The organism is Weissella halotolerans DSM 20190 (genome assembly GCF_000420365.1).
GTDB lineage: Bacteria > Bacillota > Bacilli > Lactobacillales > Lactobacillaceae > Weissella > Weissella halotolerans.
This window is the reverse complement of record NZ_ATUU01000003.1, coordinates 86142-107144: the sequence shown is the minus strand read 5'-3', so window position 1 is coordinate 107144 and position 21003 is coordinate 86142. Positions and strand designations below refer to the sequence as shown.

Here is a 21003-nt window from a genome sequence, read left to right as displayed (position 1 = left end):
GTTCCTTTTTTGTTTAGCGCGTTGTTCCCCGCTTAGAAAAGCCATGGGCCAAGGTGACTTGGTCGTCATCTAAAGGTTCATGTGCTAACAATTTTGTCAATGCTCGCATTGATACAGCACCAATATCATAAATAGGTTGCGTAATTGTCGATAATTGTGGTCGCGTCATTTCCGTTAATTTGGAACTATTACTTGTAATCACTTCAAAGTCAGCTGGAACCTGTACCCCACTGTCAGTCAATCCATTCAATAAACCAGCCGCCATCTCATCATTCACAACAATCGCGGCAGTAGCCTTGCTTGCTCTTAATTGGTTGGTCATGGCATAACCTGACTGATAACTGTAATCGCCTTGAAATACCAAGGCCTTATCAAGGGGTAAGCCAGCATCCACTAAGGCTTGCTGGTAGCCTGCTAATTTATGTTCCTGATTAATAACATGGTTTAAACTACCCGAAATAAAGGCGATCCGTTGGTGACCATGTTTAACTAAAATATCTGTTGCTTCTTTAAATGCTTGTTGATAGTTAATGTTTACTGAAGGGTCAGTCCCCTGCCGATCAATCGAACCGGCAAACACCGTTGGCATATCAACTGAAGCTAAGCGCTCACGGACTTTATCTGAAAGCTGATTACCAATGAAAATAATGCCATCTACTTGCTTACCTAGCAAATTATCTAACACTTCGGCACCTTCCTGATTACTTTCATCAGCTCCGGCTAAAATGATTTGATAGTTATACATCTTGGCAACATCATCAATTCCACGGGCCAATTCAGCAAAATATTGATTAGTAATATCTGGCACAACCAGTCCGACCGTTGTTGTTTTTCGTGAAGCTAACCCCCGCGCAATCGCATTTGGTCGATAATTTAGCTTATCAATAACTGCTTGCACTTTTTCTTTAGTAGCGGGTTTTACATTGGCATTTCCATTCACTACCCGAGACACGGTGGCCATTGAAACGCCTGCCTCGCGGGCAACATCATAAATTGTTACTGCTTGTTTTTCCATTGTCTTTACCCCATCAGTTTGTTAGTCAATCATAGGTCTTTTTAAATTGTAAACGGTTACAGAACCATTGTAACATGTTTTCACAAGAATTTTCACAACACAAATTTTTATTTTAGCATAAAGTGAGTTGATATGTCATATTTTTTTGAAACCGTGTACAATAGGACTAAGATAACATTTAAAAAGGAGCTTTTTTCGGATGACAAACCATATTCAAGACATTCAAACCTGGCTAAATACACAGGAATTAGATGGGGCTTACCTGTCTGATTACCACTCAATTGCTTATTTAACTGGCTTTGAATCTGATCCAATTGAGCGTATCTTAGCTCTCTTTATTTTCCCACAAGCGGATCCCTTCATTTTTGCACCAGCTTTAGAGGTAGCAGCCATTAAAGAAACTGGTTGGCCTTATCCTGTCTATGGCTATCAAGATGCCCAAGATCCATTTGCTCTCATCGCAGAGCATGTTAAAGCAAGCAGCAAGCGGGTGGAACGTTTTGCTGTTGAAAAGGGTAACTTGACCCTTAGTCATGCAGAAGCCCTAAAACAAAATCTACCTGGACTAAACTTTGTGGCCAATCTAACACCACTTATTGAACAAATGCGTTTAATTAAAACGCCTGCTGAAATTGAAAAGATGCGTCAGGCCGGTCGCGATGCTGATCGAGCCTTTGCCCTTGGATTTGCCGCCTTAGCTGCTGGTAAAACGGAGCGTGAAGTAATGGCCGAGCTTGAATATCAGCTTAAGTCTGCTGGCGTTGCCGGTATGTCCTTTGAGACTCTCATCCAATTCGGCCAGCATGCGGCCGAACCACATGGAGCTACCGGACAAACAACATTAGCCCCAGGCGACTTGGCGCTCTTTGATCTGGGTACTATTTTTGATGGATATGTATCAGATGCAACACGTACGGTTGCCTATCAGTCCGTCTCAGATCATCAGCGGGAAGTTTATGATGTTGTTCTAACCGCCCAATTAGCAGCTCAGGATGCGGTTAAGCCCGGCATGACAGCCGGTGAATTAGATGCCATTGCCCATGATATTATCACCGACGCTGGCTATGGAGAATATTTTGTCCACCGGCTTGGACATGGATTAGGTTCATCCGTGCACGAATCGATTCAAATTGCACCGGATAATCCTTTAATCTTAGAACCTGGCATGGCCTTTTCAATTGAACCTGGCATCTATATTCCTGGAGACTTAGGTATTCGAATTGAAGATTCAATTGTCCTAACTAATCAAGGGGCCGAGTCAATGACCCACACGAGTAAGGCACTCCAAATTATTGATTAGGCCTTTACAACAAAGACATAAAAAAAGCAGGTGCGATGCACCTGCTTTTTTTATGTCTTATTCTACTTTTCTGATAAACCAATCTGATCGCTTGCCGCCAAACCAGCCTGGTCACTAGCAGCTAAACCTGTCTTACCACTAGCCGCTAATGAAGCAACCTGTTTTGCGGCTGCCTGCTTCAACATGGCATCTTGGTCATCAACTAAGTGAGCGACCTTCGTTTCTGATTGTGCCTGCAAGCCGTGTTCAATCGTATCAGCTAAATCCGCTTCCTTGATTAGGATATCAGCTTGCGCTTCATCCTTGGCTAAAACGGCATCTTCACGAAAGTCAGTCGTCTTAGCTTTCACTTCATGCAATAAGTCACCAGCCCGTTGTTGAACATCCTGACTGGTACGTGCGGCCTCATCAACCAAACGACTTACTCGATCATCTAACTGTAACTTAGTTAGCGCTTCATCGGCCTTTTCGCGTACCAAGGCCACTGCATCATTCATTGCATACTGAGCATCCACTACCCGGTCATGCAAGGTATCAGTTGCTTGATCAACACTTTGATCAAGGCGGGCCCGTTGTTCAACGGAGAGGCGCTTGTAACCTACATATCCAACAGCGGCAGCCAAGCCACCAACAACAATTCCCTTTAAAATTCCTTTTGCCATGTCAACTTCCTCCCTTGATTCAGGTATTCAGACTATTCCAATGACCTTACTTTTGTTTACGATGTTTACGCAGGCTATTAGCCACTGAAAAGGCACTGGCTGTCTTTGAAGCCCCGCGCTGCTTGATGTGCCCCGTTAAATCCTTGGTCGCTACATTTAAGTCCGACAGTGACGTCCCTAAATCAGCAACTGCTTGTACAGCAGGATCCAACACAGCCACCTTGCTATTAACATCTTCTAGTAAAGTATTGGTATTGGCCATAATATCATCCGTCTCACGAGCGATAATATCTACATCACGCAATACATTTTTAAGCGGTTGCGTAATCTGAAAAAGTAACCAAGCCATTGCTCCCAATACTAATAATATGGCAATGGCGATAATTAACCATGCGATAGCACCTGCTGTCATCATCATCTTCCTCCATCCTCTTTGTTAAGTTAATTCTACCTGTTTTGGATGGGGCTTTCAACGTTTACCTAATCTTCTAGTTGCTTAACCAAAGACTCAAACTCATCCAGTCGTTGCTCAAAGAGACTAAAGGTAGCACGCAAATAATTTGGTTGTGTCATATCAACACCTGCTTTGCGCATCACCTCAATTGGATAATCCGCTGAGCCGGTCTTTAGATAATCTTTGTAGGCTTGAACGGCTGGCTGGCCTTCATTTAAGATTTTTTCGGCTAAAGCTGTCGCCGCCGCAAAACCAGTACTGTATTGGTAAACATAGAAATTATAATAAAAATGTGGGATGCGTTCCCATTCATGGCTAATTTCAGGATCAACCGTCAATGCAGGTCCATAATAGCGTTGATTTAGCTGACCATAATAATCATCCAAAACTGAAGCCGTCAAGGACTGTCCAGCGGCAGCCTGTTGGTGCATCCACCACTCAAATTCAGCAAATTGCGTTTGCCTAAAGAGAGTCCCTTTGACACCATCCAAATATTGATTCAAAACATACGCTCGTAAGGCGGGCTCATCAATTTGTTTTAGCAAGTAATCGGTTAACAAATTTTCATTAGTGGTTGAAGCAATTTCGGCCAAAAATATTGGGTAATCACCATACTGATAAGGTTGACTTGCCCTAGTAAAGTAACTATGAACACTATGACCAGTTTCATGAACTAAAGTATATAAATTATTCATGTTATCTACCCAGTTTAATAGAATGAATGGATTAGTGTCATAGGAACCACCAGAATAAGCACCCGTCCGCTTTCCCTGATTTTCGGGCACATCTATCCAACGTTGATCAAACGCCTGATTGACAACCGCTAAATAGTCATCGCCTAGCGGTGCCAGTGCAGCCAGTGCTTCAGCCTTAGCCCCTTCATAGTCAATCTCATAATCCGGTGTTCCCAGAATAGGGGTGTACAAATCATATGAATGCAAAGCAGGCAATCCTAATAACCGTTTACGTAAGGCAACATAGCGATGTAACAAAGGTAAGGCCTGATGCACCTCAGCTATCAGCGTATCATAAACTGCTTCTGGAATTTGGTTATTGGCTAAGGCTGCCTGGCGGGCGGATGTATAATGATGGGCCTGTGCCATGAAGTTGTGGCCCTTCACATGACTAGCTAGTAATGATGCAAAGGTATTTTCAAAATCGAGGTAGGGCTGATAGAAAGTTTGAAAGGTTTCCTTACGTACCGCTTGGTTAGGCGATTCTAATAAGCGCGCATAGACACCATTTGATAACTGCTCTTCTTCCCCATCATCGTTGACTACAGTACCAAATTTGATATCGGCGTTGTCTAACATGCCAAAAGCACGTTCGGCCGTCCCAAAAACATCCCCCGCTGCCGCCAACAATTGTTCCTGGTCAGCAGGTAAAACATGCCCACGTTGCGTTAAAATTTCATCCAAATAATGGCGGTAGGCCACCAATTTTGGTTCTTGCTCATAAAAATTAGCTAATTGCTCTGGACTTAGACTAAGCACAGCTGGATCAAAAAAGGCGATTGCAGCTGCTACCCGGGCCGCTAATGCTTCAGCCTGACTCACTAAGCCTTGGTAAAAACTATTATTCGTGTCCTGATCGTGTTTCATTGAAGCATACACATAGACCTTCTCCAAGTCCCGCATCAAGTTCAACCCAAACTGCAAGGCTTCATAAAAAGAACTTGCCGAATCAGTAACATGCTCTGCCATCGCATCAGCTAATGATAGTCGCTCTTCAATTTCAGTAAATGCAGTTTGCCAAGCTTGATCATCAGCAAAAATGGTTGTTAAATCCCAAGTTAACCCAAGGGGTAATTCTGCTCTTGTTGGTAATGTTTTAGCCATTTGCCGTCCTCCCGTTTATCCAAAAAACTTACAGTTCATCAGTTATTGTCTAGTATTCTACCACTTGTCGTCGCCATTGTACGTAATTTTGCTGTAAATCAATCTGTTTTTTGGTCAAATGTTGGTACTGATTACCCCTGCCGGTTAATATCCAGTTCTCATTTGCTATCCGTTTAACCAGTGCTAACCGTTGCCACAACGTTAAAACATACTTTAACCAAGGCTCACTAATCCAAAGTCGCCGTTCCAAAAGGCCAAAAGCATACCAATTAGCATCTATATCAAGCAGGGTTACCAAGTTCTGGGTGCTGCAAGGGCCAGACTTTAACTGTATTAGTATTTGAGCAGCTAAATACCACGCTGGTTTGCGCATCCCAATTGTTTTGTAAGGCAAATGACACATCCAGGGCAAAAGAGCAGCATGATACCCCTGCTGGTAAAGCTGGGATTGGATTTGCTTCATCTCCGGTAGTTGTCGCATGAGCGATTGTTGAATCTGATTTAGCTCCTTTAATAAAGCGGGCCTAGACTTTATCCTGAGTGGTTCAAACGCTATTAATGGTTGTCTTCTTTGAACCAATTTTTTACTAGTTCTTATTAAATGATACGTTACAAAGTGCTGATCTTCGTGACTCAAAAAGCAACACAACCGGTTAGCCGTTAACTTTTGATAACGATTTCCCAACACCCAAAAGACGGCGAAACCCGCTGCTCGATAACCCGCTTGCCGTCTTTGAACTTCCTCTGTCGACAGATTAGCACACTGATATTCCACTATGACTTGACTTAGTCCCCGTCTGAGCGTTAAATCGGCTCGTTGTTGAAGCATAAACAACGGTTCTTCAAGTGTTACCTGCCAACCCTGATCTTGAAATACTTGAGCTAAGACCTGCTTGCCAGCTAAGTGTTCTTGCGATTCCCCCTTCGCAGACCAGGTGCAAGTCTGCTGGTGAGCAAAATGCGTTGCCCGTTTAGAACCACGTTTAAGCCTAAGTGGTTGCCCACAATAAGGACAACAATAATGGACTCCCAGTTTAGCCTGCTTGGCAGGCACCAGGAAACCGCGTTCCCATTCATAGCCAATCAGCATGACCCCTAATCTCCCCTGATAACAAAAAAAGTACACATGTCTACCATGTGTACTTCACGTTCTAACTAACTTCAGTCAAAATAATGACGCAGGGCCGCTAAAGCTCCTGTATTAAAAATCACCTGTCCATGCTCACGTAAAAGATCACTAGAGAGCACAGAAACGTCACCATACTCACGGGCAATTGCCGTAATATTTTGCACTTGCTCCGTTAGTAAGATGGCATCAAAATTGATGACTAAATAATAGGCTGCTTGATAACGAATTAGGGCTGTCTCACCAATGTCGCTCGTCAACGTATTTGCTAGTTGCAAGACATTTTCGAAATCTTTAAATTTTACCAGTAACTGACGTTTCTCTTGCCCTTTAGGCTGAACATCTATCGTTGGCTCATTCTGTTGATTTTGTTGTGTCACTTCCTTTGGCACCTGACTATCTTTTGCAAAAGTCGAAGTGGATGTTGATCCCTGCTGTGGTTGATCATAATCCAACAATTGATCTAACAACTCATCAGAAACATCGTCATTCGTCACATTAGCATCACGTTGACCCAACATGGCATTTAACATCGTATCCATCTGCCCTTTATCTGCCAAGTTTTTAGAAATGAATAATTCTAACCCGTTTTTTGAAGGTAAAACTTGGAAGGTTACGGCATCATTATTAATAAATTCGTGATCAACATCTGCTTCTTCTAAGATACTATAGAAAAAGCGCTCAATCTCCTCTTGGTTGCCCAATAAATCAACGACTGAAATCCCATGGTCAGCTAGATCATCATTCGTCACCACCACTCTGATGGTATCTTCATTAATACGTTCAAACTCCATATTAATGGGCCCCCTTCCTAGTATGACAATACTAAGAGTATTGTAACATATCATTAAGGGGAAAGATGCCTTAGATACAATATTTTCCATGGCTTAAGGCTGCGTGTTCTATAACATTCGCATCGTCCCGTCCTAGCAAGGTGCTAACTCAGTTAAGGCCTGACTTGATTTGGGTTGGTAACTGGATCTGCTCTGTCGCCCATACATAATCTGCAATCATAACCTGCTTTGCAGATCGTAACAGATGAAAATCTGCATCTTGGTTATGCGCCAGATAACGGGTATCTTCAAAGCCATGCGCTAGATAAAACGCATAGCGCCGCTCCCGTTGGTTTGCATTTTCCGCTCTAGCATCACGTTTTTCACACTCTAAAATGATACCGGCCGGATACTGTTTCTTTAGGCTTGTAATCGCCTGTCCCCCAAGACCTTGGCCACGCCCCGCTTTAACAATCGCAAAGTAAAGTAAATAAGCGCCACCATTAGCAAGTTCAACTAGGACAGCCAGCCCAACTAAATGATCAGTCTGCCGGTCTACCAGGGCTCGTAACTGAATGATATTTTCTTTGGCCAACTGATCTAACTTAGTCCAGTCAAATCGCTCATAAGCTGGAAAGGCCTCTTGATAAAGTTGAAGCCAAGCCTGTTGGTACCGTTCTGATACTGTTTCAATGGTTATCACTGCTAAAAACCTCCATTTTTCGGATTATAAACTAATTCTAGTGTACCTAATCAAGGTCAAAGGAAACTTAGCTCGGTTTAAGCGCCTATTTCTACTGCCTGATTTAAAGCCTAAAATGGGGTAAATTTGGGGTAAATTATTTTTAGGATAGTGTTAAATGGTGTTATATTATGATGATTTTTGCATATTTTAGGTTTTATGCAAAAAAAAACTGTTATAAATGCCGTTCTAACAGCATTTATAACAGTTTTACTATGAAGATTGACACTTTCCATTATGCCGTTGACAGGAATCGAACCTGCATGAGATTGCTCTCACACCGACCTGAACGGTGCGCGTCTACCAGTTCCGCCACAACGGCAAAAAACAACATAGTTAAGCATACCAAACTTATGCTGCTTTTTCTAGTTCTTTTTTACTTTAAATCTTGCTTGGCAAAGGCAACAAAGGAATACTGTGCATCCCGCAAGCCATAACGATTACCTTCCGTTTGATAATCCTTTAAGGGACTTTGATTATCCGCTTGCCAAACCAACCAGAAATCCTTCATCGTCCACGTTGTTAACACGGCCAATTGTTGGGGCTCATCCACTCGTTGCAAGAGATACGAACTAATAAACCCGGCTACACCAGTAAAGTCACGCTCTTGAAAGGCATTCCATCGCCGAATAAAGTTAGCCCGCCCCTGCTCAGGTACGGTTATAAAATGAAAATTCAACCAACCACGCAGTTCTGCTGTTTCCCCTTGTTCCGATAAAATCTCATAACTAGTAGGTGTTGTAAAAACAGAATCAGAATCACTCGTTTTTTCAATCAATTGATAACGGTAAGGATCAGCATCATCAACCGTCAGTAACAAGTGTTGATTCAAGTGCTGATTTCGAATCGCAGTTAAAACTTCCTTACTACCAAATGTCGTATGTAAATATTCTGGCATTGTTGCCTCCTTATACTTGCTAAGTCCCCTAGGGTTATTATAACCGTATTAAGCATATTTTTGTACCATTTCTCCGTTTACCAGCCAAAAGGATTGATTGTAATCAACGATACTACCATGGCCACGGTATTATTAATTGCGTGTAAAAGAACAGCATATTGCAACTGCCGTGTCCGTTTATATACAGTGGCTAAGATTGCACCCATAGTTGCATATTGTAGAAAATCAAAAAAATTAAAGGCCTGGAAAACATGAAAAAAACCAAATAAAATTGCTGATAGCCCAATGTTAAGCCAATAGTGTTGGGACTGCTTAAAAAAGTAATTCAGCACCACTCCCCTAAAAATCAATTCTTCAACCAAGGGGGCTACCCCAACAGCTAAGATGAATACGAAGAGAAAGTCATAAGGGCCGGCAGCCATTAGTTGACGGAGATTTAACTCATTATCAGCAGTGGCTATCCCACCTGTAAAGAACAATTGGAAAAGCTTAATCAGCATTGTGGCAACTAAAAGTAAGGGATAACCAAGCACGGCTAATCTCACCTTATCTCGTCGCCAAGGGTGCCAGCCTAGTTTAGGGCTGCGAAACCGTACCGCATAGGTTAGGAGATAGACAACGGCTGCTGTCAGGATGAGGGTTATTAAGACCATTAAACTAGTAGCCAGTATCCCTTCTTTAGGTTGTCCAAACAATATGGCCAGTCCTTGACTACTAGAAGTTACTAATAATTGCAAGCCAAAGTCTAAAATAATGCCCAAAAGCACCCACATACTGCCCGTTAGCCAGTCATCATGCTCATTTTTCATCATGGTCGCTCCCCATCCCCTTTCGCGCTTGTAACCGAACAAAAGCATAGGATAAAGCCCCCGTTAAACCGATTAAAGCTAATAGAAAGATAAGTGCACTCAACCAAGCTGGCCAGTGATAAATCTGACTATACTCTGCTAGTAGCACAAAGATTATTACTGTTAGTAATGATAGGCCTAAATACATCAGTGTGCGCAAAACTAGGCCTCCTCTCCCTTCAAAACATACCGTTCAAGGACTTCAGCAACCGCCCCTTGATTATTAGTGCGTGCGGTTACCACCTGGGCAGCTTCTTTAACTGCGGGGATTCCATTCGCCACACTAATACCTAAACCAGCCGCTTTAATCATACTCAGATCATTGCTGTTATCACCAATCGCCATAATTTCCTCAGGCTTAATTCCCAATTTAGCTCCCAAAGTTAAAGTTGCTCTGCCCTTATCAACCCCCGCTGGATTAAATTCTACATAACGCGAAGATGAAAAGGTTGCCTCTACTTGATTGGCACCTACCGCCTTCAAGACAGCCGCCTTAATTTGTGCTTGCACTTTTGCATCCAAATGTTCAAAAATGACCTTCGTAATCGCCGCCTCGTCTTTTAAAAAGCTCAAGTTGCGGTCTGCCATTACCTCATAGTTCACCCCACGCGCTGCCATGTATTCTTCATCGGCTGCTGACGGATTATAAACAAATAACCGGTCAACCGTGTAAATGTGAACATCCACAGCATCATTAACCAAACCAGCTTGAAAGATTTGCTCTGCTAAGGGCAACGACATGCCTGAAACATCTAAAATCCGATTACCTTGATTTTCCACTATGACACCGCCATTGTAAGAAATCACGTACTGGTCTGCTTGATCAGCAAGTCCCAACGTCTTTAACAAGTCCTGGACAGACAAGAAAGATCGACCTGTATTCGGCACAAATTTAAATCCTTGGGCCACCGCAGCTTTAATCGCCTCAACGTTCAGAGGATTGATAGTCCCATCATTGTTCAATAAGGTCTCATCTAAGTCTGAGACAAGCATTTTATACGTCATTTTCGGTCTCCTTATTCTGCATTCATGCTCTCATTTTAACAGAAAAGCCTAGGCTTTTGTTGGCAAAGCCAAGCAAATAAAGTAGAATTGAATTAATTTAGCATGTAAAGGAGTCTTCACGTATGCGTCAGTTCTGGCAAGAATTTAAGGAATTTCTAAGTCAAGGTAATATCATTGATATGGCCATTGCCTTTATTATGGGTGGTGCCTTTCAAGTGCTATTAAAGTCACTAGTTAACGACATTTTCATGCCCGTAATTGGGATTGTGACTGGGTCCATTTCCTTTGCCAATATTGTCTGGCAAATAGGCCCCGCAAAAATAAAGATTGGCGCCTTCTTAGCGAATGGCTTAACCTTTATTTTGACTGGACTATGTATTTTTATCGTCATTAAGGCCTTAAACAAAGCCCGTGCTTTGACCAAGGAAGAAGATCAAACTGATCAGGCAGCACCAGCTGAAACAGAGCTTGATATCTTAAAAGATATTCGTAACAGTCTTGAACACAAATAAGCTTGGCTTAATTGCGGTTGCCAAATTGGCAACCGCTTTTTCTTTAGATTGCATTTAGGTCCAAAATTAGCTAAGATAGTTATCAGTCGCTGGGGATAACTCAAGACGAAATTTGAAGGAAGAAGGACTACCATGGTGATAATCACGGCGGGTATGATTGGTGTTGGTAAGACCACACTAACAGGTTTAATTGCAAAACATTTGGGCACAGAGGCTTTTTTTGAGCCAGTTGGTGACAACCCAGTCCTGCCCCTCTATTATGCGGATCCAAAGCAATATGGATTCCTCCTTCAAATCTATTTTCTAAATAAGCGCTTTGCAATGATCAAAAAGGCCTTAGCCGATGATAATAACGTACTTGATCGGTCAATCTATGAGGACGCGCTATTTACACAAGAAAATCATCGAGAAGGTAACATTACAGATGCTGAACTAGCCGTTTATATGGATCTTCTCGATCATATGATGGCCGAATTACAAACAATGGAAAAACGGCGGCCCGACCTAATGGTCTTTGCTAATGCCGATTTTGATACGATTCTATACCGGATTAAAAAGCGCGGTCGTGATTATGAACAGTTCGATGATAATGCTGACCTGCGTGACTACTACTATAAGATGTGGTCAGCCTATCAACAATGGTATCAAGATTATGATGCCTCCCCTAAAATGACCGTTGATTTACAGACCTATAACTTAGAAGAGCCAGCTAACCAAAAAATTGTCTTAGCTCAGATTGATGATGCTTTAGCTAAGCTAAAATAAACAACCTAATAAAAAGGCCGCCCCTTATATAGGAGTGGCCTTTTTATTAGGTTGTTTTTAATTTAAAGTTCCAACAAAGTCAGGTAAGAAACTAGCTGACAAAGTTTGAACAGAAACGTTAGAACCAGGTTGTGGTGCAGCTACAAACTGACCACCACCAATATAAATAGCTGAATGCCAAGTTGATCCATGGCCACCCCAGAAGAGAATGTCCCCAGGTTGAGCCTTAGCCGTTACATCGGCCACTGAACTTACATCCTGTGAAGAAACATAACCCTCTTGAGCTACCGTATAAGCTGGCAAAGAAGCATCCGCTTGTCCATATACGTAGGCCACTAACCCTGAACAGTCAAAGCCACTAGTCGTCTTACCACCCCAAACATAAGGAATGTTTTGATGAGCTAAATTAACTGCTTCGTTGACGATAGTTGATCGTTGACTAGCAGATAGGGAACCTGTTTTAACTGCGACTGTTGCTTGAGGTGCAGTAGCTTGCGTATCGGTCGTTGTTGAAGTTTGTTCCTGACTCGTTGTGTGAACCACGGGTTGAGGCGCGTTCGTTTGCGTAGGTTGACTTGTAACCTGCAAATTAGTGTCCACAGGGTGCGCTACCTGTTGCTTAGTGGCAGTCTGAGTTGGTTGTGCATTTGTAGAAGTTGTCTTAGCAGGCGCAGCTTGTTTAACATCACCTGTATCCTGAGTAGTGTCGCCTTGCTCAGTTGACGTCTCTGACTGCGCTGGTGTTGCTTTGACATCTTTTTGACTGTCCACCTGCTCTTGACTCGTCTTAGCTTGATTGCTGTCTTCACTAGGTGCCACCTGATTATCAATCTGGTCATCGCTTGGCTTAGACTCTGTTTTAGCTGTTGTTCCATTCTGGTCTTCACTGGTAGCATCGGTCTTTGTAGATGCATCAGTTACCGTACCCTCTGCATGGGTAGAGGCCTTAGGAATTGAAATCACCTGTCCAATTTGCAACAAGCCCAAGTCACCTGCGTTAGCAGCGTAAATATCTGCTGTCGTTACCCCATGAGCAGCAGCGATACTAGAAAGTGTATCGCCGTCACTTATAGTGTACTGAATCGTATCAGTGGCCTGACTTTTATCCGTCACCACATCATCATAGGCAGCTTGCTCAGCTGGCGTTGACGCCTGACTGGTCTGCTGCTGTGCCGGTTCTGCCACTTGCTCACTTGTGCTAGCAGGTTGACTAACTGCGCTAGCGACCGTATCAGGTTCAGCATTCGCCTTGTTTTGTTCAACCGGTTGTTCACTTGGTTGAGCAGCTGCTAAGTTCATAACTGCTGCATCAGGCTCACTCGTTACCTTAGCTCGCGCCTCCATCACAGGCTCAGTTGAACTTGCCTTAACTGGACCCTGACTAGCCTTCACTTTCTTTTGTGCCTCAGCCCGCTCACGGACAATTGTAGACTTGGTGGTAATCTGATGCCGACCATTTTTAGCTTGTCGTTTTAAATCTTGCTTAATGGCCTGATGAATTGGATCGCTACCAATTGTTTGGCTGCTTGATGCACTGGCATCTTGTTGTGACAACTCTTTCATTGCAGCCTGAACATTTGGTAATTGGGTTGACGTAACTACGCCGACCGCTCCGGCTAATCCAGCCAAGAGCGCCCTATTCGTCCGTTTACTCATTAATTTGGCCCCCCTTTTCGTTTGCTTTTCTTCTGAATACTCTCCTATCATACCTTAAATTTAGTTAAAGGTTTAGGGGAACAGAAACTTAAGCGTCTTATAATTTTCTTAATCTTTGTCCGATGTCATATTACATTCAGTTAATCTTAACCTCAGTTACTTCCCAGCTGTTATAAAAAAGCGGTCCGCTTGCTCAAAATGCTTTTAAAAGGCTCTATTAAGCGGCTATCGTTACATGTGTTCCGAATTAGCCCACCAGGATAGCATAAAATTTAAACTAATGTCTTCCAGCTAACGAAATTAAAAAGTAACTAAAACGTAACATTGGATATTTATTGTTACATTTGTAACGGGAACGTTCGCGTCGCAGCAACCGCCTGGTGCCAACCCTGCAGCTGGTTCACCATTAATGCTTGCTGATCACGATTAGGCTGGCACACGCTTAAGCGACCGTGTTGTGGTAAATCACTTAGCTGTGCCCAAAAGCCAACCCGTAATCCAGCAAGAAAAGCTGCCCCTAAAGCTGTTGTTTCAAGATTTTGTGGTCGCTGGACCGGACGTTGAATTAAATCTGCTTGAAACTGTTGCAGATACGTATTGGCGGCGGCGCCCCCGTCAATCATGATGGTCTTAACCGCCATTCCTGTATCACTTTCCATCGCAGTCAAAACGTCGCTTGTTTGGTAGGCCAGCGCCTCTACGGTTGCCCGCACAATGTCAGCCCGGTTTGTTCCCCGGGTGAGGCCAAACATCGCTCCTCGAGCGTCTTGATCCCAATAGGGGGCCCCAAGACCTGTAAAGGCTGGTACAAGGTAAATTGCTTCTGGATGCTCCAAACGTGATTTCTCAGCGAGATTAGCTGTTTCTTTGGCATTTTGAATCAGTCCCAGCCCATCTTTTAGCCATTGAATGGCTGCGCCCGCAATAAAAACTGAGCCTTCAAGGGCATAGGTCAAATGACCATCTAATGCATAGGCAATCGTCGTTAACAGCCCATGCTGAGAATGTGCAGCCTGGTCCCCCGTGTTCATCATAATAAACGATCCTGTTCCATAGGTGTTTTTTACCTCACCTGCTTGGAACGCCTGGTGACCAAATAAAGCTGCTTGTTGATCACCTGCTATACCGGTAATGGGAACGCGAATCCCAAAAAAGGCATAATCAGCCGTGTAGCCGAAATCATCTGATGAATTTTTTACTTCTGGAAGCATGGCCTGTGGAATATTAAACCGTTCCAACAACTCGCTATCCCATTCCCCCTTATGAATATTAAAGAGCATCGTCCGCGAAGCATTTGTATAATCTGTTGCATGCACTTCACCATTGGTTAATTTGTATAATAACCAGGTATCAATCGTACCAAATAATAAATCACCCGCTTCAGCCCGTTTTCTTGCCCCAGGAACATGGTCTAATAACCACATAATTTTCGTAGCTGAAAAATACGCATCGGTCCATAAGCCCGTTTTTTGATAGATCCAATCAGTCAGTCCTGCTTGTTTAAGTTCCTCAGCCACTTGACTGGTCTGTTTAGACTGCCAGCCAATAGCTGGTGCAATGGGTTCGCCAGTTAACCGATCCCAAATGATGGTTGTTTCTCGTTGGTTAGTAATCCCAATCCCAGCAATCCGGTAAGGAGGCAAGTTTGTTTTAATAATCACTTCGGCCATTACTTGCCGAGCATAATCCCAGATTTGATTTGCATCTTGTTCCACCCAGCCAGACTGTCGATAAGTAACCGCTAATTCCTTTTGAGCGCTGGCCACCTGTTGACCAGCATGATTAAATAAAATAGCGCGTGTACTAGTGGTTCCTTGATCAAGGGCTAATATGTATTGTTCAGCCATGTCTGTACTCCCTTAGTGCTTTTTATCATAAAAAAAGAGGGGCTCGGTCAACCAAGCCCCTCTTTATTGTACTTAATTAATTATCAGAACGCAAAATACCGCCATCCATGTAATGATCGGGTTGCATTTCGGTCACCACGACCTTAATTGCTTCCCTAGGAACACCAATATTTGTCTCTACTGCATTAGTAATCTCATTCATCATGGCCCGTAATTGTTCTGGTGTACGGCCGGCAACTAACTCTACATGTACCATTGGCATTATGTTCTACCCCTTTTCTGATTTAAACAAAAACCTTCTAAAATCTATCATGTTAATTCACTAAAAACAAGGCTTTGTTATCAATTAACAAAAAAACGGCACTGAAAACCAGCACCGTTCTTGCTTATTGTCAAACCTAGTTGCGACGTCCCTCTTGGATACGGGCAGCCTTACCATGCAAAGCACGCAAGTAATACAACTTAGCACGCCGTACACGACCATGACGAATAACTTCAATCTTATCAACCCGTGGTGAGTGCAATGGGAAGGTACGCTCAACCCCAACACCGCTCGAAATCTTACGAACAGTATAAGTAGCCTGAATACCAGCTCCCTTACGCTTAATGACAACCCCTTCGAACATTTGGATACGCTCACGTGAACCTTCGACGATTCGTGCATGTACCCGTACTGTATCTCCAGCACGGAAGTCTGGAATATCAGAACGCAACTGGTCAGCTGTGATCTTCTCTAACAAAGCATTTTGACGCATAATCTTATCTCCTCATCGACAATCTTACACCTTGTGGCCAGCGGATTACCGGGTTTTATTTTTGGTGAAAACACCAACTAGTAATATACCATTTTTATAGCCAGCTAGCAAGGGTTTTTAATCCTTTTCGCTTAGCTCAGCTTTAATATCTGCCAACAAGTGCTTATCCGTTGTCGTTAAAGGATACTGTTGTAATAAGTCGGGTCGTCGCAGGTAAGTTCGCTTCAGGGCTTCTTTATGTTTCCATTGAGCAATGTTAGCATGGTGTCCTGATAAGAGAACATCGGGTACGGTTAAGCCCCGAAAATCTGCTGGTCGGGTGTACTGGGGATATTCTAGCAAGCCCGTTGAAAAAGACTCATCTACTGCCGAACGATCATCCCCTAGAGCATCTGCTAAAAGCCGCACCGTTGCATCAATCACCGTCATGGCGCCAAGTTCACCCCCAGTCAAGACAAAATCACCTAAGGAAATTTCATCATCAACCAAGGTACGAATCCGTTCGTCATAACCTTCATAGTGCCCGGCAATAAAGGTAAGATGCTCTTCTTTTGCTAATTCCTCTGCCTTGGCTTGGTTAAATGTGGTTCCGGCTGGATCCATTAAAATAACCCGTCCGCGATTACCAGCCTTTGCTTCAATCGCGTCCATGGCATCAAAAATTGGCTGGGGCATTAAGAGCATCCCCTGGCCACCACCATAAATCTCATCATCAACCTTATGGTTCTTATTCGTCGTATAGTCCCGAAAATCGGTCACTTCTAAATCTACTAATCCTTTTTCAATCGTTTTCCCAATAATTGACTCGCGTAAAGGCGCAAACATATTTGGAAATAGACTTAATACATCAATTCGCATTCTACAATTCCTCTGGCAGGGTGACCAGGGCCACACCCTTAGTCAAATCAATGGTCTTCACAACTTGTTCAATGTAAGGCAGATAGATTTCCTGACCGGTTTCATCTTCAACTACCCAAACATCATTGGCTGGTAGGTTCAAGATTTCTTTAACTTTACCAAGGAGCTGACCACTTACGGCATCCTCCACTGCTAGACCAATAATATCATGGTAGAAATAACTATCAGCAGGCAACGCAACCTTGGCTTCACCCTCGGCCAAGAGATCATCTCCCTTATAGTGTTCAACGGCATTGATATCAGTCAAACCCGCAAAGGTTAATAAGATAAACTGCTTGTGTTGCCGCATACTAGCCACCGTTACCGTAACGTGCTGCTCGGCTTGGATTACTAATTCTGCACCGACGGCAAACCGCTCTTCTGGAAAATCTGTAATCGGAATAACCCGCACTTCTCCCTTTACCCCATGCGTGTTGACAATGGTTCCTACTTTATATAAAGTCACCCTGCTTCCTCCTCTATGGCATATTCAATAGTTAAGTATAACATGGACCCCGTCAATCTCCCTAAAAGACATAAAAAAAGGCCACTCAATGAGTGGCCTTTTAATGTTATGTTACTTGCTGTACTTTGCTTCGTGGTACTTCTTCATGATACCAGCATCAGACAACAAGTTCTTTACTGTATCAGAAGGTTGAGCACCAGTGTTCAACCAGTTCAAAATTGCCTCTTCGTCCAAGGTAACTTGAGCAGGGTTAAGCAATGGGTTGTAAGTTCCCACCGTTTCAATAAACCGACCATCACGTGGTGCACGTGAGTCAGCAATCACAATCCGGTAAAATGGGCGCTTCTTTGAACCCATACGCTTCAAACGAATCTTCGTAGCCATATAATAAATTCCTCCAAGTGTTTTTCTACAAGTATTAATATACCAGGTTATGTAGAATGTGTAAAGTGTTTTACCTTTACAGGGTTAAAATTATTTGCGGCGCTTACGCTTACTCTTTTTAACCCGGCGGGCCATTTGTTTCATGGCAAAGTTAGCCATCTTACCTTGCATACCTGAACCAGCACCTTGACCGCCCATGCCCATGGCGCCCATCATTTGTTCCATGCCAGCCATATTACCATTTAAGACTGAACTCATCATTTTCTTCATCTCGTTAAACTGCTTAATCATCCGATTAACTTCAACAATCGGACGCCCAGCACCAGCTGCCAATCGACGACGTCGCGATGGGGTTAGTAAATCAGGATTCTCCCGTTCAGCAGGTGTCATCGAATACACAATGGCCTTTAAATGGGCCATATCTTTTGGATCAATCTTAACGTTTTTAAGGGCCGGATTATTGGCCATCCCTGGGATCATTTTAATCAAATCTTCCATGGGCCCCATATTTTGGACCTGCTCCATTTGTGTCAGGAAATCATTGAAGTCAAAACTATTTTCCTTCATTTTCTCCATCGTCGCCTGGGCTTGTTTTTCATCATACTCTTTTTGCGTCTTTTCAATGAGGGTCAGAATATCCCCCATCCCCAAAATTCGGCTAGCCATCCGATCTGGATAAAAAACATCCAAATCAGTCAACTTTTCGCCTTGCCCGACAAACTTAATTGGAGTGCCGGTAACAGCCCGAATGGAAAGGGCTGCCCCACCTCTGGTGTCCCCATCTAACTTCGTTAAGGTAATCCCGGTTAAGCCTAAACGTTCGTTGAATCCTTGCGCTGTTTCCGTTGCGTTTTGCCCCGTCATGGCATCCACAACTAACATAATTTCATCCGGCTGAGCAATTGCTTTAATATCAGCCAACTCTTGCATAAGGGCTTCATCAATTTGTAAACGTCCGGCCGCATCAATGAAAACATAATCGTTTTTTTGCTCACGGGCTAACGCCATCCCGGCACGCACAATTTCACGTGGGTCGACATCTACCCCTTGATCAAAGACGGGTACATCAATCTGTGCGCCCAACGTCTTTAATTGTTCAATAGCCGCGGGTCGGTAAACGTCAGCTGCAATCATCAAAGGTCTAGCATCCTGCTCATCCTTTAATTTTTTGGCTAATTTTCCAGCCGTCGTGGTCTTTCCAGCTCCCTGCAAACCAACCATCATAATAACAGTTGGAATCTTAGGGGCCTTGTTAAGTGAGACTGCCTCTTCACCCATCATGGCTACCATCTCATCATTAACAATCGAGACAATTTGTTGGGCTGGGTTCAAACCTTCAAGGACCTTGGCCCCATTGGCCTTATCTCGTACATTACGAATAAATTCCTTAACAACTGTGTAATTAACATCGGCATCAAGCAGTGCTAGTCGAATTTCGCGTAAGCTATCCCGTAAATCGGCTTCTGTCACTTTACCCTTGCGTTTTAATCCCGTTAATGCCTTTTGCAGGCGATCTGTTAAGCCTTCAAATGCCATATTATCTACTCCTCTTCTAAGGTCACAAGCTGATCCACCAACTGGTGAAGCACCGCATCAGTTGGATAAGTCTGTTCAATATACGTCTTTACTTTATTAGCTGCCCTTTGCCGTTTTTGATAATCGGCATAGAGGTGTAAGCGTTCCTCATACTGTTCTAATAGTTGAGTGCTGCGCTTTAGATTGTCATAAACCGCCTGACGCGAAACCGCAAATTCTTCCGCTACTTCACCCAAGGATAAGTCATCAGCATAATAGAGCTCCAAATAATCATTTTGGCGTTGGGTCAATAAAGGCTGATAAAAATCAAAGAGTACGTTTAAGCGCGTCGTTTTAGCCAACTCCATGCTAATGTCCCTCCACTAAATCACCGAAGAGACCTTTAACAAAGGCATCAGCATCAAAGGGTTGCAAATCGCTTACCTGTTCACCAACACCAACCCATTTAACGGGCAAGTGCAATTCATTTCGAATGGGTAAGATAATGCCGCCCTTGGCTGTACCATCTAATTTCGTCAAGACGATGCCTGTGACATCCGTTGAATCCTTAAACAAGCGGGCCTGTTGTAGGGCATTTTGCCCTGTCGTCGCATCTAAAACTAATAAAACTTCACTTGGTTGTCCTGGTAAGGAGCGGGAAATAATCCGTTTCATTTTAGCCAATTCCTGCATCAAATTCACATTATTTTGTAGGCGGCCGGCAGTATCAACAAACAAAACATCAACTCCTTGATCAATAGCTGTCTCCACCCCGTCATAGACCACTGAGGCTGGATCAGACTTCGCCTTTCCGGTTACCACAGGAATTTGATTACGTTCGCCCCAGGCAACAAGTTGTTCAGTTGCGCCAGCTCTAAAAGTATCAGCGGCAGCTAAAAGCACTTTCTTCCCTTCGGCCCGATAACGAGCTGATAATTTGCCAATGGTCGTTGTCTTACCAACCCCGTTAACTCCTACTAGGAGAATCACCGTTGGACCTTGCTTAGCAAAGTGCATATCCGTATCTTCTGTCACCCCTTGTGCCTGATAAAGAGCGATCAGTTTATCCATAATGATTTGTGAGACTTCAGCCTGACCTTTAGCATTTTTTAGCTTAACTTCATCCCGCAATTCATCAGTTAATTGGACAGCCGTCTGCGCCCCAACATCAGCACTAATTAACGTTTCTTCTAAATCATCAAAAAAATCCTCATCGACTTGACGGAAATTGGCCATAAATCGATTCCAGCGCTCAGTCCAGGTGTGACGTGTCTTAGTTAATCCGCTTGCTAGGTCAGGCTCTGCTAGCGTCTCTTTAGTATCTAATTGGCTTTTTTCGTCTACTAACGGCTGGGCAACTTCCTGCTTGCTAGTTTCGACAGCTAATGCTGGCAAATCAATTTTAATCGCCTGCCCTGGATGGGGTTGTAACGTTTCGACTTGAATTCTTGGTTCCTGACTAGCCGCCACTGGCTGTGGATATAGCGTGACAACCTCAACTGGCTGTGTCGTTGGCTTTCGTTTAAATATATCAAATAATCCCAT

24 protein-coding genes and 1 tRNA gene are annotated in these 21003 nt (G+C 43.5%); 3 read left to right on the top strand and 22 right to left on the bottom strand.

Translation table 11 applies throughout. From position 1 onward, the window contains the following. Nucleotides 1-13: 13 nt before the first annotated feature. A complete protein-coding gene (gene ccpA, locus G414_RS0105235; protein ID WP_022791801.1) occupies nt 14-1015 on the bottom strand; it encodes a catabolite control protein A in 1002 nt (333 codons plus the stop codon). A 199-nt stretch (nt 1016-1214) separates the two neighbouring features. Here ccpA and G414_RS0105230 point away from each other — a divergent pair, with 199 nt between their 5' ends. After that, a complete protein-coding gene (locus G414_RS0105230; RefSeq protein WP_022791800.1) occupies nt 1215-2315 on the top strand; it encodes a M24 family metallopeptidase in 1101 nt (366 codons plus the stop codon). 62 nt (nt 2316-2377) lie between these two features. On the opposite strand, the gene G414_RS07530 is transcribed toward G414_RS0105230, so the two are convergent. From G414_RS07530 to G414_RS0105175, 11 genes are all read right to left on the bottom strand, one after another. After that, nucleotides 2378-2977 carry a hypothetical protein gene (locus tag G414_RS07530; protein ID WP_022791799.1) on the bottom strand — a complete coding sequence of 200 codons (600 nt, stop codon included), beginning with the start codon at nt 2975-2977 and terminating at the stop codon, nt 2378-2380. 46 nt (nt 2978-3023) lie between these two features. After that, nucleotides 3024-3395 (bottom strand): DUF948 domain-containing protein, encoded by a 372-nt coding sequence (locus G414_RS0105220; protein WP_337250172.1) that lies wholly within the window; start codon nt 3393-3395, stop codon nt 3024-3026. Nucleotides 3396-3457: 62 nt separating this feature from the next. Further along, the gene (gene pepF, locus G414_RS0105215) at nt 3458-5269 is read right to left on the bottom strand and encodes an oligoendopeptidase F (protein WP_022791797.1); all 1812 of its coding nucleotides are present in this window, start codon (nt 5267-5269) and stop codon (nt 3458-3460) included. Between the two features lie 49 nt (nt 5270-5318). Continuing rightward, entirely contained in the window at nt 5319-6359 is a 1041-nt protein-coding gene (locus G414_RS07525) for a competence protein CoiA (protein ID WP_022791796.1), read from the bottom strand. Between the two features lie 71 nt (nt 6360-6430). Continuing rightward, complete coding sequence (locus G414_RS0105205; protein WP_022791795.1) at nt 6431-7189, bottom strand: adaptor protein MecA; 759 nt, start codon at nt 7187-7189, stop codon at nt 6431-6433. A 148-nt stretch (nt 7190-7337) separates the two neighbouring features. Further along, on the bottom strand, nt 7338-7871 hold the full coding sequence (locus G414_RS0105200) for a GNAT family N-acetyltransferase (RefSeq protein ID WP_022791794.1): 534 nt from the start codon (nt 7869-7871) through the stop codon (nt 7338-7340). Between the two features lie 277 nt (nt 7872-8148). Beyond that, nucleotides 8149-8232: transfer RNA gene (locus G414_RS0105195), tRNA-Leu, on the bottom strand. A 54-nt stretch (nt 8233-8286) separates the two neighbouring features. Further along, on the bottom strand, nt 8287-8808 hold the full coding sequence (locus tag G414_RS0105190; RefSeq protein ID WP_022791793.1) for an antibiotic biosynthesis monooxygenase family protein: 522 nt from the start codon (nt 8806-8808) through the stop codon (nt 8287-8289). A 77-nt stretch (nt 8809-8885) separates the two neighbouring features. Further along, entirely contained in the window at nt 8886-9617 is a 732-nt protein-coding gene (locus G414_RS0105185; RefSeq protein WP_051125793.1) for a CPBP family intramembrane glutamic endopeptidase, read from the bottom strand. Continuing rightward, nucleotides 9607-9816 carry a hypothetical protein gene (locus G414_RS07630; RefSeq protein ID WP_040761588.1) on the bottom strand — a complete coding sequence of 70 codons (210 nt, stop codon included), beginning with the start codon at nt 9814-9816 and terminating at the stop codon, nt 9607-9609. Before G414_RS07630 ends, G414_RS0105185 begins: the two co-directional genes overlap by 11 nt. A 2-nt stretch (nt 9817-9818) precedes the next feature. After that, a complete protein-coding gene (locus G414_RS0105175) occupies nt 9819-10661 on the bottom strand; it encodes a Cof-type HAD-IIB family hydrolase (RefSeq protein WP_022791790.1) in 843 nt (280 codons plus the stop codon). Nucleotides 10662-10783: 122 nt separating this feature from the next. On the opposite strand from G414_RS0105175, the gene mscL reads away from it, so the two are divergent. Together mscL and G414_RS0105165 are read left to right on the top strand one after the other, a co-directional pair. Then, the gene (gene mscL / locus G414_RS0105170) at nt 10784-11173 is read left to right on the top strand and encodes a large conductance mechanosensitive channel protein MscL (protein WP_022791789.1); all 390 of its coding nucleotides are present in this window, start codon (nt 10784-10786) and stop codon (nt 11171-11173) included. Nucleotides 11174-11305: 132 nt separating this feature from the next. Beyond that, a complete protein-coding gene (locus G414_RS0105165; RefSeq protein ID WP_022791788.1) occupies nt 11306-11938 on the top strand; it encodes a deoxynucleoside kinase in 633 nt (210 codons plus the stop codon). A gap of 57 nt (nt 11939-11995) precedes the next feature. Here G414_RS0105165 and G414_RS07520 read toward each other — a convergent pair whose 3' ends face one another. The 10 genes from G414_RS07520 to ftsY form a co-directional block, all read right to left on the bottom strand. Next, nucleotides 11996-13594: a C40 family peptidase gene (locus G414_RS07520; RefSeq protein WP_022791787.1), complete on the bottom strand. Its 1599-nt coding sequence runs from the start codon at nt 13592-13594 to the stop codon at nt 11996-11998. 338 nt (nt 13595-13932) lie between these two features. Next, on the bottom strand, nt 13933-15441 hold the full coding sequence (glpK, locus tag G414_RS0105155) for a glycerol kinase GlpK (protein ID WP_022791786.1): 1509 nt from the start codon (nt 15439-15441) through the stop codon (nt 13933-13935). Between the two features lie 76 nt (nt 15442-15517). Beyond that, nucleotides 15518-15703, bottom strand: a complete 186-nt coding sequence (locus tag G414_RS0105150) for a 2-hydroxymuconate tautomerase (RefSeq protein ID WP_022791785.1) — start codon at nt 15701-15703, stop codon at nt 15518-15520. A gap of 136 nt (nt 15704-15839) precedes the next feature. Then, a complete protein-coding gene (rplS, locus tag G414_RS0105145) occupies nt 15840-16196 on the bottom strand; it encodes a 50S ribosomal protein L19 (RefSeq protein ID WP_022791784.1) in 357 nt (118 codons plus the stop codon). Nucleotides 16197-16313: 117 nt separating this feature from the next. Further along, entirely contained in the window at nt 16314-17054 is a 741-nt protein-coding gene (gene trmD, locus G414_RS0105140; RefSeq protein ID WP_022791783.1) for a tRNA (guanosine(37)-N1)-methyltransferase TrmD, read from the bottom strand. Nucleotide 17055: 1 nt separating this feature from the next. Beyond that, nucleotides 17056-17559: a ribosome maturation factor RimM gene (rimM, locus tag G414_RS0105135; RefSeq protein WP_027694555.1), complete on the bottom strand. Its 504-nt coding sequence runs from the start codon at nt 17557-17559 to the stop codon at nt 17056-17058. 111 nt (nt 17560-17670) lie between these two features. Further along, nucleotides 17671-17943 carry a 30S ribosomal protein S16 gene (rpsP, locus tag G414_RS0105130; protein ID WP_022791782.1) on the bottom strand — a complete coding sequence of 91 codons (273 nt, stop codon included), beginning with the start codon at nt 17941-17943 and terminating at the stop codon, nt 17671-17673. Between the two features lie 90 nt (nt 17944-18033). Beyond that, nucleotides 18034-19479, bottom strand: coding sequence for a signal recognition particle protein (gene ffh / locus G414_RS0105125; RefSeq protein ID WP_022791781.1), 1446 nt, complete (start codon nt 19477-19479; stop codon nt 18034-18036). 5 nt (nt 19480-19484) lie between these two features. Continuing rightward, nucleotides 19485-19826, bottom strand: a complete 342-nt coding sequence (locus tag G414_RS0105120) for a putative DNA-binding protein (protein WP_022791780.1) — start codon at nt 19824-19826, stop codon at nt 19485-19487. 1 nt (nt 19827) lies between these two features. Further along, a complete protein-coding gene (ftsY, locus tag G414_RS07335) occupies nt 19828-21003 on the bottom strand; it encodes a signal recognition particle-docking protein FtsY (RefSeq protein ID WP_022791779.1) in 1176 nt (391 codons plus the stop codon).

Coding starts and splice junctions, on each gene's coding strand:
- mscL (WP_022791789.1), top strand. CDS start 10,784: ATGCGTCAGTTCTGGCAAGAATTTAAGGAATTTCTAAGTCAAGGTAAT.
- G414_RS0105165 (WP_022791788.1), top strand. CDS start 11,306: ATGGTGATAATCACGGCGGGTATGATTGGTGTTGGTAAGACCACACTA.
- glpK (WP_022791786.1), bottom strand. CDS start 15,441: ATGGCTGAACAATACATATTAGCCCTTGATCAAGGAACCACTAGTACA.
- G414_RS0105190 (WP_022791793.1), bottom strand. CDS start 8,808: ATGCCAGAATATTTACATACGACATTTGGTAGTAAGGAAGTTTTAACT.
- G414_RS0105185 (WP_051125793.1), bottom strand. CDS start 9,617: ATGAAAAATGAGCATGATGACTGGCTAACGGGCAGTATGTGGGTGCTT.
- G414_RS0105220 (WP_337250172.1), bottom strand. CDS start 3,395: ATGATGATGACAGCAGGTGCTATCGCATGGTTAATTATCGCCATTGCC.
- G414_RS07530 (WP_022791799.1), bottom strand. CDS start 2,977: ATGGCAAAAGGAATTTTAAAGGGAATTGTTGTTGGTGGCTTGGCTGCC.
- rplS (WP_022791784.1), bottom strand. CDS start 16,196: ATGCGTCAAAATGCTTTGTTAGAGAAGATCACAGCTGACCAGTTGCGT.
- G414_RS0105150 (WP_022791785.1), bottom strand. CDS start 15,703: ATGCCAATGGTACATGTAGAGTTAGTTGCCGGCCGTACACCAGAACAA.
- pepF (WP_022791797.1), bottom strand. CDS start 5,269: ATGGCTAAAACATTACCAACAAGAGCAGAATTACCCCTTGGGTTAACT.
- G414_RS07520 (WP_022791787.1), bottom strand. CDS start 13,594: ATGAGTAAACGGACGAATAGGGCGCTCTTGGCTGGATTAGCCGGAGCG.
- G414_RS07525 (WP_022791796.1), bottom strand. CDS start 6,359: ATGCTGATTGGCTATGAATGGGAACGCGGTTTCCTGGTGCCTGCCAAG.
- G414_RS0105205 (WP_022791795.1), bottom strand. CDS start 7,189: ATGGAGTTTGAACGTATTAATGAAGATACCATCAGAGTGGTGGTGACG.
- G414_RS0105120 (WP_022791780.1), bottom strand. CDS start 19,826: ATGGAGTTGGCTAAAACGACGCGCTTAAACGTACTCTTTGATTTTTAT.
- rpsP (WP_022791782.1), bottom strand. CDS start 17,943: ATGGCTACGAAGATTCGTTTGAAGCGTATGGGTTCAAAGAAGCGCCCA.
- G414_RS0105175 (WP_022791790.1), bottom strand. CDS start 10,661: ATGACGTATAAAATGCTTGTCTCAGACTTAGATGAGACCTTATTGAAC.
- trmD (WP_022791783.1), bottom strand. CDS start 17,054: ATGCGAATTGATGTATTAAGTCTATTTCCAAATATGTTTGCGCCTTTA.
- ccpA (WP_022791801.1), bottom strand. CDS start 1,015: ATGGAAAAACAAGCAGTAACAATTTATGATGTTGCCCGCGAGGCAGGC.
- ffh (WP_022791781.1), bottom strand. CDS start 19,479: ATGGCATTTGAAGGCTTAACAGATCGCCTGCAAAAGGCATTAACGGGA.
- ftsY (WP_022791779.1), bottom strand. CDS start 21,003: ATGGGATTATTTGATATATTTAAACGAAAGCCAACGACACAGCCAGTT.
- G414_RS0105230 (WP_022791800.1), top strand. CDS start 1,215: ATGACAAACCATATTCAAGACATTCAAACCTGGCTAAATACACAGGAA.